General features: G+C 63.4%; 13 protein-coding genes, 1 tRNA gene and 1 other RNA gene. 7 read left to right on the forward strand and 8 right to left on the reverse strand.

Annotation, left to right across the window (positions count from 1 at the left end):
* Positions 1-4 precede the first annotated feature (4 nt).
* Positions 5-4,570: a hypothetical protein gene (locus tag FJ222_00835; protein MBM4162985.1), complete on the reverse strand. Its 4,566-nt coding sequence runs from the start codon at positions 4,568-4,570 to the stop codon at positions 5-7.
* 178 nt (positions 4,571-4,748) lie between these two features.
* Here FJ222_00835 and FJ222_00840 point away from each other — a divergent pair, with 178 nt between their 5' ends.
* Both FJ222_00840 and rnpB read left to right on the forward strand, forming a co-directional pair.
* Positions 4,749-5,453 carry a hypothetical protein gene (locus FJ222_00840; protein ID MBM4162986.1) on the forward strand — a complete coding sequence of 235 codons (705 nt, stop codon included), beginning with the start codon at positions 4,749-4,751 and terminating at the stop codon, positions 5,451-5,453.
* A 13-nt stretch (positions 5,454-5,466) separates the two neighbouring features.
* An RNA gene (rnpB, locus tag FJ222_00845) (RNase P RNA component class A) lies at positions 5,467-5,844 on the forward strand.
* Positions 5,845-5,852: 8 nt separating this feature from the next.
* Here the strand turns inward: rnpB and FJ222_00850 are convergent.
* Entirely contained in the window at positions 5,853-7,061 is a 1,209-nt protein-coding gene (locus FJ222_00850) for a hypothetical protein (GenBank protein MBM4162987.1), read from the reverse strand.
* Positions 7,062-7,301: 240 nt separating this feature from the next.
* Between FJ222_00850 and FJ222_00855 the strand changes: the two genes are divergently transcribed.
* From FJ222_00855 to FJ222_00870, 4 genes are read left to right on the forward strand one after another with little or no spacing between them, the layout of a single operon-like run.
* Positions 7,302-8,708: a sigma-54-dependent Fis family transcriptional regulator gene (locus FJ222_00855; protein ID MBM4162988.1), complete on the forward strand. Its 1,407-nt coding sequence runs from the start codon at positions 7,302-7,304 to the stop codon at positions 8,706-8,708.
* A 6-nt stretch (positions 8,709-8,714) separates the two neighbouring features.
* Positions 8,715-9,992, forward strand: coding sequence for a DNA polymerase III subunit gamma/tau (gene dnaX / locus FJ222_00860; GenBank protein ID MBM4162989.1), 1,278 nt, complete (start codon positions 8,715-8,717; stop codon positions 9,990-9,992).
* Between the two features lie 11 nt (positions 9,993-10,003).
* Positions 10,004-10,771 carry a TlyA family RNA methyltransferase gene (locus FJ222_00865; GenBank protein MBM4162990.1) on the forward strand — a complete coding sequence of 256 codons (768 nt, stop codon included), beginning with the start codon at positions 10,004-10,006 and terminating at the stop codon, positions 10,769-10,771.
* Positions 10,666-11,628 (forward strand): NAD(+)/NADH kinase, encoded by a 963-nt coding sequence (locus tag FJ222_00870; protein MBM4162991.1) that lies wholly within the window; start codon positions 10,666-10,668, stop codon positions 11,626-11,628. The genes FJ222_00865 and FJ222_00870 overlap by 106 nt, the downstream gene beginning before the upstream one ends.
* Before the next feature lie 24 nt (positions 11,629-11,652).
* Here the strand turns inward: FJ222_00870 and FJ222_00875 are convergent, their stop codons facing one another.
* Genes FJ222_00875 through rpsP form a run of 4 tightly spaced genes read right to left on the reverse strand, consistent with a single transcriptional unit; the run spans position 11,653 to position 13,721 of the window.
* Positions 11,653-12,321, reverse strand: coding sequence for a ribonuclease HII (locus tag FJ222_00875; GenBank protein ID MBM4162992.1), 669 nt, complete (start codon positions 12,319-12,321; stop codon positions 11,653-11,655).
* A 30-nt stretch (positions 12,322-12,351) separates the two neighbouring features.
* Positions 12,352-12,699: a 50S ribosomal protein L19 gene (locus FJ222_00880; protein ID MBM4162993.1), complete on the reverse strand. Its 348-nt coding sequence runs from the start codon at positions 12,697-12,699 to the stop codon at positions 12,352-12,354.
* 30 nt (positions 12,700-12,729) lie between these two features.
* Positions 12,730-13,425 (reverse strand): tRNA (guanosine(37)-N1)-methyltransferase TrmD, encoded by a 696-nt coding sequence (gene trmD / locus FJ222_00885; GenBank protein MBM4162994.1) that lies wholly within the window; start codon positions 13,423-13,425, stop codon positions 12,730-12,732.
* Between the two features lie 41 nt (positions 13,426-13,466).
* Positions 13,467-13,721 (reverse strand): 30S ribosomal protein S16, encoded by a 255-nt coding sequence (rpsP, locus tag FJ222_00890; GenBank protein ID MBM4162995.1) that lies wholly within the window; start codon positions 13,719-13,721, stop codon positions 13,467-13,469.
* Between the two features lie 140 nt (positions 13,722-13,861).
* On the opposite strand from rpsP, the gene FJ222_00895 reads away from it, so the two are divergent.
* Complete coding sequence (locus tag FJ222_00895) at positions 13,862-14,149, forward strand: acylphosphatase (GenBank protein MBM4162996.1); 288 nt, start codon at positions 13,862-13,864, stop codon at positions 14,147-14,149.
* Between the two features lie 55 nt (positions 14,150-14,204).
* On the opposite strand, the gene FJ222_00900 is transcribed toward FJ222_00895, so the two are convergent.
* A tRNA-Leu gene (locus FJ222_00900) sits at positions 14,205-14,289 on the reverse strand.
* 154 nt (positions 14,290-14,443) lie between these two features.
* A complete protein-coding gene (locus FJ222_00905; protein MBM4162997.1) occupies positions 14,444-14,680 on the reverse strand; it encodes a NifU family protein in 237 nt (78 codons plus the stop codon).
* Positions 14,681-14,752: the final 72 nt, after the last annotated feature.

Consider the following 14,752-nt stretch of genomic DNA (forward strand, 5'->3'; position numbering starts at 1 on the left):
CTGGTTACTCCGGCTTGGTCACATCCAACACCAAATCATCCATAAGTTTGCCATCCTTGGCATCGCGAAACAGAACAAAGACGTTCGCCAGATTTTCGGGCTTGTCCCCATTCGCGCGACATTGAACCAGCATCGTGTTTCCGCCCTTGCGCAGGCGGAAGGTCTTCCCCTGAACGAAGTCGGAGGACTTTCGGCGTTCCTGCGCTTCGAGATGCGTATCGTACACGACATCGCCGTTGACCCAGACACGTCCGACAAAGGGCTTCGATCCAGGCGGCATGCCAAAGTCTTTACTCGCCAGCACCTTGTTGTCCAGCCAGGTCCATCCGACGGTTTCGCTCCCCACTTGAATGACCGCATCACGGTCAGCGGGCGCTGTGATGCGCGTCGCGGCGAGGACAATCGTATTCGCATCCGGCAACGGGTTGAGCTTCCCAAGCCACAGGCTGGCGCCATTTATGACCTGCTCCCAACGCTCGGGCAGTTTGCCGGACTGGAACACGTCGGCCGGTGCCGCCGCCCAGGCCGGATCATCGGATGCGGATTTTTTCTCGGGCTTCTTCATTCCGGAATTGCCCAACAATGCGTCCAGATCGTCTCCACCCCCCGGCGTCTGTGATTCATCGTTCACATCCATCGACGGACCTTTCTTCGGAAGTTGGCGTCGCCCGACCCACCACCGCGATTGAGCCCGAAGCTCTGCGGCCGTGTCGCCAGCCTGGGGAGCGCCACTGCCGACAGTAACCTGATAGCGGATCGAATAGACACCCGGGGAGACCGCCTGGCCTGGTACGGTCAAGGTTGTGCTGGCCAAGCCGCCAGGCGGGATATCGATGCGCCGATTCGTCTCGGACATCACCATACCTTGCGGCGGTTGGATCTCGATGGTCGCGGGGTGAGCGCGGTCGGTGGCATTGGTGATCAACAGCGGCACCGCGCCACCGGTGATCACACCGACAACAGGCGGCGCCGGTGTCAACAGGGGATCTGGCAATGGCAGCCGAACCCTCTGCTCGGCCAGCACGTTGCCATCGGGCGTCTGGATCCGGCAAGACACCATCTGAACCTTGCGGATCGATCGCGCGGTCTGGCGCGTCAGCACGGTCAGTATCCGGAACGACGTACTGCTATCAGGCGCGGCTGTGAAAGCGCGCGATGCGGGTCCTTCCGGGAAACACGCGTCGGGCAGCGGCGACGCCAGTTCGACCTTCAGCGCCTTGCTTTCGGCATTGCGGAACTGTCCGGCGAGATAGAAAACGATGATGTCGGCGTTGCGCAGATCGGGCAGTGGATCCAGCTCAAGCTGGCTGTTGCTGAGCGGTTCTTTCTCTTTCTTTGCTGCCGTGGGCGCCAAGGCCGGCGCCGTACGCGCACCACGCCAGCCTTCGAAGTCATTGCTCGGAAGTGAGACGGCTTGATCGAGTATCGCGCGGCTCGTCGAGGTTTTGGAGCGGTAGGATGTGCGCGCCTGAGAGGCTTGATTGCCGAAGCAGGCGCCGCGCAGCATGATTCCATTCCCTTCCGGCGGAGGCCAGTCGGCCGGCGCCTTCGTCACACCTCGCCCGTGCGTACCCGCGAAGCGGCGTCCGATGGCATCGCCCACCGAAACCGTCTGCTGGAATGGTCCACCGAGGTTCAGCAGCCGAATGCCCCAATATCCCGGACCGACCTCATCCGGGTTGGGTTGGCCTGGGCCGCGACAGGCTTTCTCATATTCCAGTTCCGACATCGGCCGCAATCCCGCCCAAGCCCCGAACGCCGCGCCCTGCCACCAAGTCAACCCCACCCCTTTGGAGGGAGAGTATTTAAGGCAGACAGGCCAATCTCCCCCGTGGAAGGCATGTGCATCCGACTGAACCTCGGACTGCATTTCGAGAAATCCGGCGAACTGGCCTTGTTTGAGCGGGAATTTCATGCAGTAGAAAGCCTCGTAGCCAGTGGGGAACGCAGCCGGAATTTCGCCCGCATCTGTCGCGTCCGGCGTGACGCCCAAGGCCCAGAGCCGACCTTCCTGCGGACCGGTCGGGATGGCTCCGCTGTCCATAACTTGATACGGCCGTGTGTTCTGGCTGCCGTCGGTATATTGGTAGAACCGATTAGGCTCTGTCCCGCCCGATCCCAGATAGAACGATCCCTCCGCCACATAGACCATTTCGATGCCGAAGGGTTGAATAGCGGTGTTCGGTGCCTGCGCATCGCACACGACCGTGACGCCCTTCGCCGATAGTGGCCCCGTGCCCGGCGCGGTGCGGCGCAGAAACACACCGGTGAAACCGTCCGGGCCGTCGGGCACAACGAATTCCAGCTTGGTTCCCGTCTCCTGGCCGTAGCCTGCGGGATTCAAAACCTGATCGGCGGCCAGCCTGACGTGATGCCAGTTCGTCGCGCCTTCACTGCGTGCCTTGAAGAACACCCAGGCGGCGTCATGATTGGTCGCGTTCCGCCACGATTCGTCCCAGGTAATGTCGAATCGGACCGTCGTTGTTTTGGCATCGCCTCGCTCAACCGCCACATTGTCGATGCGGAGCGCTTGATGGAACAACGTCTGCACCAGGCGCTTGAATTCGTCACGGCTCTCGGCGGGGGTGCTTGGCCTGGCAGTGCGCACACATCGAAAGCCCATGAATGATTTGTCTTTCAGTGATCCACGATCCGATACGCGCAAACAGGTTGGTGGGGACCACCAGCCGAAAACACCACATCCGCGAAGCAGAAAACTCGTCTCCCGAAGACGCCAGGCTGAATGCGTGATCGGGATGCCGTCACCATGCGTGCCCGGGAATTGACGCCCCAGTGGATTGCCGATCGTAACCGTTGGCTCAAACAGGTTTCCCGTTAACTCCATGATTCCCCAGTAGGAGGCACCCGCTCGGACCCGATCACTGTCCGGCGTGGCAAAAATTCCGCACCGTAGCGGCCGATTGATCTCGTTGATGGCATGGGAAACTTCTTTTCCGTTGTGCACGCTGCGCATGGTCGTCCCTGCCCAGGCGGCATTGCCGCGTTCCGCGTCGGGGCCGTTGGCGCCTTCCCAGACAACCCTTTCATTGGGCGTATAAGGGTCAACCACGGCATATCCGTCTTGAGGTGGCAGGGGCGCATTCGACCCGGCAAGCTTGTCCGTACCCCAGGCATATTCGCCGGGCACGGGCTTGAGCGGTCCGCGGCAGGCCTTCTCATATTCCAGTTCCGTCATAGGACGCAGCCCCGCCCAGGCGGCATACCGTGCGCCATCCAGATAACTGAATCCGTCGCAGGCCAGGTAGGGCGCGTCCGTGTCGTAAAGCGCCGGGGTTCCGGCAACGGCGACCTTGATCCCGTGATGGCCAGAGCCCATGGCCCCCATCACGGCCGCTTGCTGTTTGCTGCTCAGTGTGTTGAGAAAGGCCGTGAATTCGCCCTGCGAGATTTCATATCTCATGCAGTAGAAAGCGGCAAATCCCTTGGGAAACCCGGACGGGAGTTGCCGTCCCAGAATGCTGCTAAAGTCGTCAGCCCCGCGAATGCCGTCGCGGTTGCCAAGATACTTTGGATTCGCTCCGCCCAGCGTGAGCGCGGCTTCGCTTTCGATTCGGAACGGTTCGGTTCCGTTGCCGGCCGATAACTGGGCGGCAACAATGGGTAACTGTTTTTTGGGGTACCCGCTAGCCGACAAATTCTCTTTCGCGGGAGGCTCCTTCTTCTTGGCCGACGGGTCGGCTTTCGGTGCAGGTTCCGACGCGCTCATTTCGTCGTCCTCGGGCGCATCTAACTCCGCCACGAGTTGGCTCTCATCGTTGGTTGCGACCACACCGTCGCCCACCCAGAAGGCCCCCTCCGGAACATAGACCATCGGAATGGCGAAAAGCGCGATCTCAATCCCATCGCTGGCGCTCTGTTTCGTCGCCGTCCCAGCTAGCGCGACATTCAACGCCTTCTCGAGATCGGGATCTCCCGCCGTGACACCCCCGCCGAAACTGGGGCCGCGCCCCCCCTTGACCTCCTGCGGGCGGGCCTTGCCCGCCGCAGCCACGGTCACCTTGTCGAGGCTGGTGACTCCATCCGCGCCGTGCAACCAGCGCAGGGTGACGCCTTTCCAGTTGTTCGGCCCGCTGCCGGGCGCATCACGATAAACAAAGACCCCGAGGCCACGCTGGCCGTCGTCGGTCGTGCCAACATCCAACCTGGCACCCGCAGGAACACCATGATGGGCGGCGTTCGTCGAGAGCGTCGCGTGCGACCACCCGTCAGCGCCAGGCTTGTGAAACTTGACGAACACCCAGGCTGCGTCCCAGTTTTCAAATTTTGCCGGACCTTTGCCGCCAAGCCTCGCATCCGGTTCGTCCCACACCGCTCGCCACGAGTGGTCCCAGGCGATGTCGAAAGCGATCATGCCGGAGCCTTTTTCGCCCGTCGGCTTGCTGATCACACTGCTGATCCGGATGGGGTCAGCCTTGCCTGTGCCTTGAAACCGAGCGTCGGCAAAGCCTGCTTGGCCGACAGCGGGAGCCGTGGCCAACGCAAGTGCTCCGAATGCCAAGAGCAAGCCGCTGGACCGCTCCAGTTGCCGCGTGGACGATAGTTTCTTCATCGCATCTCCTTAACGATTCATGCGGGACATTGTTTCATTTTCGGGCTCTTTGTGCAAGGACCTTTGCAGACTCTGAATTCCAGGTTGACAAGCGGCGCCCGGATTCGGTAGGCTTGCGGTCTCGTTCGTTTTCCGTCTTTTGTTCTTTTGAGTCCGCGTTAGGGAAGGATGTGGGATCGTGACCGTCATGGAGCCATTGCTGGCATTGCAGGAGATTGATGGGCGCATTCGGGCTTTGCAGCAGGAGATTCAAGATCTGCCCGAGCGCAAAGAGCAGGAGAAGTCCCGTCTGAAGGGGGCGCTGGGCGTCCTCGCAGCCGCCCAGTCCAATCTGAAGATTACGCAGCTCACCCTAAACGCCGCCGAGGGCGAGGTGACCAACCGCAAGGAGCGGCTGGAGAAACTGCGACAGCAGCAGCAAGCGCTGAAGACCAACCGGGATTTCCAAGCCATGACCCACGAAATCACGCGGGCGATGGAGGAGGTTGAGCAGTGCGAGGCGCGGCAAATCGCCCTGATGGATGAGGTCACGCCGGCTGCGGCCCGTGTGGCGGAGGCACAGGCGAAACTCAGCGACGAGACGGAGATCGTGAACCGTTATCTGCAGGAGCTGGACCGGCGCATGGCCGACGGGCAGACGGAGTTGAGCCGGTGTCTGGCCGAACGGACCGACGCTTTGAAGGCGGTGACATCGCAACAGGCGCTGCTGGCCTACACCCGTCTGCTGCCGAAGCGCTGGCCGGTGCTCGTCCCGCTTGAGGGCGGCACGGTCTGCGGCGGCTGCCATCTGACTCAGCCCCCGCAAATGGCGCATCTCGTTCGGCGTAACGCGGGCATTGTGTCCTGCCAAACGTGCGGGAGGATTTTGTATTCGGCCGATTGACTCTGACAGGTTCGCAGGAGGTGACCGACCGCCCGCGCGCGGGAGACCGCTGCACGGGAGGAAAGTCCGGACTCCAGAGGGCGGGATGCCCCGTGGTTAACGCGGGGAAGGCGCTGCCATATCGGCGCCGATGGAAAGTGCCACAGAGACATACCGCCGACGGCTTCGGCCGTCGGTAAGGGTGAAAAGGCGGTGTAAGAGACCACCGGGCGGTTGCGTAAGCGCCGTCGCCAGGCAAACCCCATCCGGAGCAAGACCAAATAGGGAGTTTCAGGCGCTGCCCGCGCCGCCCGGCTTCGGCCGGAAGACTCCGGGTTGGTCGCATAGTCGAATGGTCGGGTGGACGCCGCAAGGTATCCAACAGAATCCGGCTTATGATCCTCCTGCGGGCCTGTCACTTTAGCGCATGGTGATTGTGCTGTCACATCGTTCGCCGGGACGGCTGCCGGTGACGGTGAGAAGCACCCGGATACTCTGTGCATCGGCGGGGATCGTGAGCGGTGTGCCGGTCTGGCCCTGCACCCAGAAGATCCGGCGCATACCGGTCGCGGCATCACAAACGATTTGGATGGTCATGTCGCGGTACAGGATGGACTGGGTGAACACCTGCGGGCGTGCCTTGCCGCATTGAACGATGATCTGCACGGCAGGACCGGTGTCCCTGCTGGGTGCCAGAGCCTTGGAGGTGATCTGGAACGTCGCCTCCAACTGTTTGGCCGACGGGACCAACCAGCGAATCGCCTTGCCCATCCACACGAGATCACGCATATCGACGGACCGCTGGGCGACCACGCGCACCCCATCGGCTCGGATCTGGCCGAGTTCCTTGTCAAACGTGAGCGACAGTTCGTCGGGCAGGTCGGGATGGTCAAAAAGCGATCCCTCCTGAGCGTAGCTGGCGACTTTATCGAGCGTCCACGTGCGCCAGGGGGCTTCGGCCCGCGCGCCGGATGTTTCCTCAGCCGGACCGCCCTGCATGGGCGGCACCCGTCCCAACCGTTCAAGCGCGCGGCTTTCGATCGCGACGAACAGCTGATTCTCGGCCAGCATCTTGCGCCAGTAATCGGCCTCCTTTTTGACGAGCACCGCATCGGAGATGCGGTTGCGGATCGTCAGATCTTTGATGATCGCATCGAGCCGTGCGGTGAGCCGCGCGGTGAGATCGGCAAGCTGCTTGTTTCGAAGTTCGGCCTGGTCCACTCGGCTCTTCAGATAGGCGTCCTGCAACTGGCGGAGCACCGCAGGCGTTTTGACCAGCGCGGATTCGGGCATCTCGGGAACCAGTTCAAACGGATCGGCGTCGCCCGTGATGGCCTTGATGAACCGATCCGTCTCATCCCTGATGGCCAGAATGCCTTCCAGATCACCGGCGTCCTGCAACCTGCGTCTGACCACCGCGAGCTGGTTCGTGTAATTACGCGGCGGAGCGGCCACCATTTCCTCGTGCTGGCTTTGGATCTTGGCGCACTCGGCATCAAACACCGCCAGCGCTTGGACGACTTCGGGGTGCGTTCCGTTCTGGGCGGCTGCGGACACAGCCAGCGCAAGTGCAGCGCACAGCGCCCCACACCCGGTCAAGGCCGCACGAACTGGTTGAAGAATAGTCATAATGGGCATGCTCTCGTAAAAAAACGTCAGAAAATTATCACAAGCGGCGGACGGATTCAACCTAAAACCGACACCCCTTGCAATCGCTTTCCCTCGACCGCAGGCTCGCCTCTTTTTCCTATGCTTGCAATTCTCACCCAGTCGCGATATCCTCAATCCCGAAAAACGGTGGAGTCGTGATCATGATGTCTTGTGTCTTTGTGACTTTTCCTGCTTGAAAAATACACATACGGAGCCGATATGCCTTCGGTCTTGATAGTTGACGACGAACCGCGGATTCTGACGTTGCTCAGCAGCCTGCTCAAAACGAACGCGATCGAGTCCGTCTCGGCGCGGGACGGCACGCAAGCGCTGAAAGCCCTCACCGAGCAGACGTTTGACTGCATCGTTTCCGATATCCGCATGTCGCCCATGGATGGCATGGAGTTGTTCCGCAAAGTGTGCGTCGCGAACCCGGATATCCCTTTTGTCATGCTGACGGCGTACGGCACGGTTGAGAGCGCCATCGAGGCCATGCGTCTGGGGGCCTTTGATTATCTCACCAAGCCCTTCAAGATCGACGACTTCCTCACGGTGATCCGTCGCGCCATCGCGTACAAAAGCGTCGTCGGCAATCAGGCGCAGGTGCCGATCACCGCCGAGCAAACCCGGTTCGAACATGTCATCGCGGAAAGCGATCCGATGAAGAAAGCCTGTGAGGTGGTGAGGCGCGTGGCCCCCACCGACGCCACCGTCCTGATCGAGGGAGAAAGCGGCACCGGCAAAGAGGTCATCGCGCGCGCGCTACACGAGAACAGCCTGCGCAAAGACAAGCCATTCATTGCCGTCAACTGCGCCGCCATCCCCGAGAATCTGATGGAGTCGGAAATGTTCGGCCACATCCGCGGCTCATTCACCGGCGCGACCACCGATAAGATGGGGCTCTTCGAGGCCGCAAACGGCGGCACCCTCTTTCTGGATGAGGTCACGTCCCTGCCGTTGGCGCTGCAGGGCAAGCTCCTCCGCGTCCTGCAGGAGCAGGAGATCCGGCGTGTCGGCGCCACCGCATCCATGAAAGTCGACGTGCGGGTGCTCGCCGCCTCAAACGCGAAACTCGAGGAGAAGGTCAAGAAAAACGCCTTCCGGCAGGATCTGTACTACCGCATCGCCGTCATCACCATTGACCTCCCTCCGCTTCGCGAGCGGATCGCGGACATCCTCCCGCTCGCGCGGCATTTCCTCTCCTGCGAGACCATCCGGGGCCGCGGCGAACACCGCCTCTCCCGGGAGGCGGCCGACATTCTGATCCGGCATGTGTGGCCGGGCAATGTCCGAGAACTCGAGAACGCCATCCGCCACGCCGTCACGTTTGCCGATGGCGACGAGATCACCCAAGACCTCCTGCCGCCGCGGATCGTCTCCTCGGCCGCGAGCAACCCCACCCCGGCCATCGCCGCATCCGAGGTGGAAGCCGCCAGCGATTGTTACCGCAACCAATCGCTCCGCGCCTTCCTGCGTGAGAAGGAGAAGGAATACCTCGAACAGATTCTTTCCAAGTCCAACGGCAACAAGGAGAAAGCGGCCAAAGCCCTCAAGATCAGCCTCGCCACCCTCTATCGCAAACTCCCCGAAGGCGAAGCCAGCCCGTCGGTCGATGATCAGGAGTAAGAATCAATGGCGTACGAAGTGCTGGCCCGAAAGTGGCGTCCCGCGCAGTTTGACGATGTGGTGGGGCAGTCGCATGTGACCCGGACGCTGAAGAACGCGATCGAGAGCAACCGCGTGGCGCATGCGTATCTGTTCGTGGGGCCCCGCGGCATCGGCAAGACCACCCTCTCGCGCATTTTCGCCAAAGCGCTCAACTGCCTGGCGTCGGACAGGCCCACCATCACTCCGTGCGGCGTCTGTGACCTGTGCCGCGAGATCGCGACGGGAAATTCGTTTGACGTGCTGGAAATCGACGGCGCGTCGAACAACGGGGTCGATCAGGTGCGCGACCTGCGCGATCAGGTGCAGTTCGCCCCCGCCAGGGGCCGCTTCCGCATCATCATCATCGACGAAGTTCACATGCTGTCGGCCTCCGCGTTCAACGCGCTGCTCAAGACGCTCGAGGAGCCGCCGCCGCACGTCAAGTTCATCTTCGCCACCACCGAGGGCGACAAGATCCCGCCGACGATCATCTCGCGCTGCCAGCGCTTCGACCTGCGCCGCATCCACACCGCGCTCATCGTCGAACGGTTGCGCATGATCTGCGAACAGGAGCATGTGGCGATCACCGACGACGCCCTGCTGGCCGTGGCCCGCGGTGCGGACGGCGGCATGCGCGACGCCCAGTCCGCCCTGGACCAGTTGATCTCATTCAAGGGCGATACGCTCACGGAGGACGACGTCCTCGCCGTTTTCGGCCTCGTATCGCGCCGGTCGCTCGAAACGCTCGCCGGCCACATCCTCACCGGCGGCCTGGCCGACATCCTCCGGCTGGTCGCCCTGTTCGATAGCGCCGGCAAGGACCTGCGGCGGCTCGTCGCCGAGTTGCTCGACCATTTCCGCAACCTCCTCGTGTTCCAGCATGTCGGCGCCGATGCGGGGAGCCTCGACGCCACCCCGGAGCAGATTCACACGCTGGCCCTGCAAGCCGAGACGTCCGACCCGGCGCGCGTGTTGAGGGTGGCCGAGATGCTCGCCGAAACCGAAGGCCGACTGCGCCATGCGCTGAACGTACGCACCCTGCTCGAGACCGCCCTGATCCGCTGCGCGCGCGCCAGTACAACCGTCACCCTGGAGGACGTGATCAAGCGACTGAACGCGATCCGGAGCGCCGAGCCGCCGCCCGCCGCCCCGGCGGCGCCCGAGCGGAATCCGGCGGCGCGGCGGCAGCAGGTTTTCGACGATCCGGCGGTCAAGCGGGCGATGGAGCTCTTTGACGGAGACGTGGTCGGCATCGAGGAGTGAGGCGGGGCGTGATGCAAGGCGTGAAGAAGAACCGGCTCGACGCCATCGTCGTGGCGCGCGGCCTCGCCGCGAGCCGCGAACAGGCGCAGCGGCTCATCCTCGCGGGCGCCGTGCGGGTCAACGGTCAGGTCGCCGCCAAGGCGGGGCACACCTTCGATGACGATGCCGTGATCGAGCGGACCGCGCAGCCGCGCTTTGTCAGCCGCGGCGGCGATAAGCTCGAGGGCGCCTTCGCCGCCTTCCCGATCACCGTCGCGGGACTCGACTGCGTGGACGTCGGCGCCTCCACGGGCGGCTTCACCGACTGTCTCCTGCAGCATGGCGCGGCGCGGGTCGTGGCGGTGGACGTGGGACGGGCGCAGTTGCACGGACGGCTGCGGCAGGATCCGCGGGTCACCGTGATCGAGGGGTTGAACGCGCGTTATCTCACGCCGGCGCATCTCCCGTTTGTGCCGCAGTTCGGTGTGACCGATGTCTCGTTCATCTCGCTGCGGCTGATCCTGCCGCCGCTGGCCGCCGCGCTGGCGCCGGGCAGCGGGCTGATCTCGCTGATCAAGCCGCAGTTCGAGGCCGGGCGCGGCCAAGCCCCCAAAGGCGTCGTACGCGACCCGACGGTGCGCGAGGCGGTCGTGGCCGCGATTCGCGCCTTCGGTACGGGCGTGATCGGACTGGAATGGCTGGGGGTCGAGACGTCGCCGCTGCTCGGCCCCGAGGGCAATGTGGGGGTTATGGCCTATTGGCGGACACCGGGAAGAAAACAACGGGAGGCGAACGCATGAAACGGGTCGGCGTGATGGTCAATTGTCGCAAGGCGCATGCCGCAGAAGCCGTGCGTCTGGTCGCAGCCGAGGCCGCTGCGGCCGGGCTGGAACTGCTGGCCGACAGCCGGGCCGCCGTCGTCGCCGGCGCGGTGCCGCTGTGCCCGCTCGCGGACTTCCAGACGCGCGTCGAAGCGGTGCTCGTTCTGGGCGGGGATGGCACGGTGCTCGAGGCCGCTCGCCAGTTTCAAGGCCAGGATCTGCCGCTCATGGGACTGAACATCGGGTCGCTCGGCTATCTCACCTGTGTCGGCGACGCCCAGTTCGGCGAGGCGGTTCGTGCCCTGCGACACGATGCCGTCACCCGTGATCGGCGCTCGACCCTCGCCGGCCGGATTGCTCGGACGGGCCGGGACGGGGAGGAGCTGGCAGATGCCCTCAATGAAGTCGTGATCAGCCGCGGCGCGGCGGGCCGGCTGATCTGGCTCGATCTGGAACTCGACGGCGAAGCGGTGATGACGACGGCCTGCGACGGCCTCGTGGTCTCCACGCCCACGGGCAGCACTGCCTATGCGCTGGCGACGGGCGGGCCGATCCTCCTCCCCGCGACACCCGCGCTGGAGATCGCCGTGATTTGCCCCCACTCCCTCTCCTTCCGGCCGCTGGTGGTGCCCGACTCGACGACCGTGGCGATCCGCCTGGCGCGGGCCTCCGCCGCCGCTCCGGTGGTCTCGGTGGACGGTCAGGACGACATCCCGCTCGCCTTCGGCGACCGGGTCGAACTGCGGCGCAGCCCGCGCGGCGTGACCCTCCTCCATCTCCCCGGTTACAACCCCTGCTCCGTGATGAACCGCAAACTCGGCTGGGGCGGCCGGTGATCCGGGAGGCGGGAGGCGCAGCGCTCACGCCTTCAGTCCGGGCAGAAACTGCAGCGCATCCTGGACGGGGCGGAAGCTCCGACGGTGCTGGGGACAGGGACCGTGGCGGAAGAGCGCCGCGATATGGTCGCGCACGCCATACCCCTTGTTCGAGTCAAACCCGTACGCCGGATAACGCGCCGCCAATTCTTCCATATGCCGGTCACGCAGCACCTTGGCGACCACGCTGGCGGCGGCGATGAGAAAGCTTTTGGCATCGCCCCTGACAATCGCGGTGGATGGGCAGGGAAGTCCCGAAACCGGCAGGCCATCGACCAACACGTGGCCGGCCAGCAGCGGCAGCGCCGCCACGGCGCGGCGCATCGCCAAGTGGGTCGCGCCCAAGATGTTGAGGTCGTCGATCTCGGCAGGGCTGCACCAGCCGACGCCGATTTGGATGTCGGGAGCGCACGTCAGGAGGTCGTAGAATGCGGCGCGACGGGCGGGGGTGAGCTGTTTGCTATCCGTCAGACCGGCGAGCGGTCCCGCATAGGCGCGTTCGGCCGTAAGCGGCGCCATCGTCACGGCGCCCGCCACGACCGGGCCCGCCAGCGGCCCCCGGCCGGCCTCGTCCACGCCGGCGAGCACCTGGTCGGGAAACCTCCGCCACCAAACCCGTTCCTCGGCCAGCAAATCAATGGGAATGCGGAGCATACCCGGCCTGTCGCGATCACGCTGTCCGGCTCACGCCTGGCGCAGGCGGGCCTTTTTGCCGGTCAATTCGCGCAGATAATAGAGCTTCGCCCGGCGGATCTTGGACGAACGCTCGATCTCGATCTTTTCGATAAAAGGCGAGTTCACGGGAAAGACCTTCTCGACGCCGACGCCAAAGGAGATGCGGCGCACCGTGAACGTCGCCGTGGCGGCCTTGCCGCCGTCGCAAGCGATCACCGTTCCAGCGAAGACCTGCACGCGTTCCTTGTCTCCTTCTTTGATCTTAACGTGTACGCGCACGCTGTCGCCGATTTTATACGACAGCGGATCCTGCTTCATGGACTCTTTGTTGATCGTGTCAATCGCGTTCGCAATCATCGTGTTTCTCCTCGTTCTGCAAATCCGTTTTTATCCGTTCGTTGTCGCCGGCCGCGCGGCCAGTAAATCCGGCCTGCGCGCCGCCGTCCGTTCAAGCGCCTCACGCCGCCGCCAAGCTGCGATCGTGCCATGGTCGCCGCTCAGCAGCACATCCGGCACCCGCAGCCCCCGGTATTCAGGCGGGCGGGTGTACTGCGGATGTTCGAGCCGATTCTCCGTGAAGGACTCGTCCTGCGTCGCCTGAGGTCCGCCGCCCAGCACGCCGGGCAGCAGCCGCACCACCGCGTCAATCACCACCGCCGCCGGCAGCGCGCCGTTCGTCAGCACATAATCGCCGATCGACAGCTCATCCGTCACGCACGCCTCGCGCACCCGCTCATCCACCCCCTCATAGTGGCCGCAGATGAACACCAGGTGCGTTTCGTGCGCCAGCCGCCGCGCCTCGCCCTGATCGAACCGGCGTCCCGAGGGGGACATCAGGATCACCCGCGAGGCCGGAGTCCGCACCGCATCCACCGCCTTCATCACGGGCTCGGGCTTCAGAATCATCCCGGGCCCCCCGCCGTATGGCCGGTCATCCACCGTCCGGCGCACATCCTGCGAATAGTCCCGCAGGTCAATGGTCCGCAGTTCCACCGCCTTGAAATTCACCGCCCGCTTGATCATGCTTTCCGCGAAGAAGCCGGCCAGCATGCCTGGGAACACGGTGATCACATCAATGCGCAGGGGGGTTGCCATGGGGGTCCGATCCCCGCCCGCCGGGGCGTTCAAGCCTGAACGGCGGCGCGTTTGCCGCGACGCACCAGATTGGCGACGGTTTCGCTCATCTGGGCGCCCTGGCTCCGCCAATAGTCAATGCGTTCCTGATCCAGCTTGTAGTTCTCTCCCTCGAGCTTGGGGTCATACCACCCCAGCATCTCAAGGAACTTCCCGTCGCGCGGCGAACGCCCGTCCGCCGCCACGACGCGATACGACACACAGTTGTTGCAACCTGTCCTGCGAAGTCTGATTTTGACTGCCATTGCTCCTCCATGAAACCCGTACTATAGCATCCCCGCCGTCGGCTGGCAAGCGCAATTCTGACCCCATTCTGACCTTCCGTATTTCCTGTTGACTCATCTGCTATTCGCGAATATCGTATGGGCGAGAATGGGTCAGGGGAATACGCGTGAAAAGGCTTCATCTACACGTATTTGGCCGGGTGCAGGGGGTGGGGTTTCGCTTCACCTGCTGCCGCCAGGCGCGTGCGCTGGGGTTGTCCGGCTGGGTGCGCAACCTTCCTGACGACAGCGTGGAGATCGTCGCGGAGGGTTCCCCCGCCGCTCTCAAAGCCCTCAGCGACTGGTGCCACCGGGGTCCGACCTTTGCCGAAGTCGAACGCATCACCGAGACTCCCGAACCCGCGCTTGGGGACATGACTGCGTTCGAAATCAAAGACCTGCTCTTTTGATAGCCACCCCCCTGTTGCCGGGGAAGAAAGGCCATGAGAATGGCCTTTTTGAAGCTGGTGCACCCGGAGGGACTTGAACCCCCACGCCTCTCGGCATAAGAACCTGAATCTTACGTGTCTGCCAATTTCACCACGGGTGCGAACATTGCGCGGATAATGACAAAAAAACGGCCACCCGTCAATGTGAATTTGAATCGGTGAATCTGAATGGGCTCAACCGACGTCACGCGCCGACCGTCTGGACCCATCGGTCGAAGGCGTGGCCGGGCCCGTCGGCAAGCCGGTGTTTGAGGGCTACAAGGCGCGAACGACGGTGATCTCGGGATCGACCGACTCGCGGAGCGCCCGTTCAATGCCGTGCTTGAGCGTGGCGGCGGCGTGGGGGCAGCAGCCGCAGGCGCCGCGCAGCTTGAGGGTAACGGTCTTGCCCGCGATCGATACGAGTTCCAGATCGCCCCCATCGGCCTGCAACAGGCCGCGGAGTTCTTCGAGTTTTACTTGGATGGCTTGGTCCATGGCTGATCCTTTCATCACGTGAGCGGCGTCATGCGCTCATTCGAGCGCCCGTACTTAAACAGATTTTGCAGCGCTTGTCCACTTCCA

It is taken from the genome of Lentisphaerota bacterium (assembly GCA_016873675.1).
Lineage (GTDB): Bacteria > Verrucomicrobiota > Kiritimatiellia > RFP12 > JAAYNR01 > VGWG01.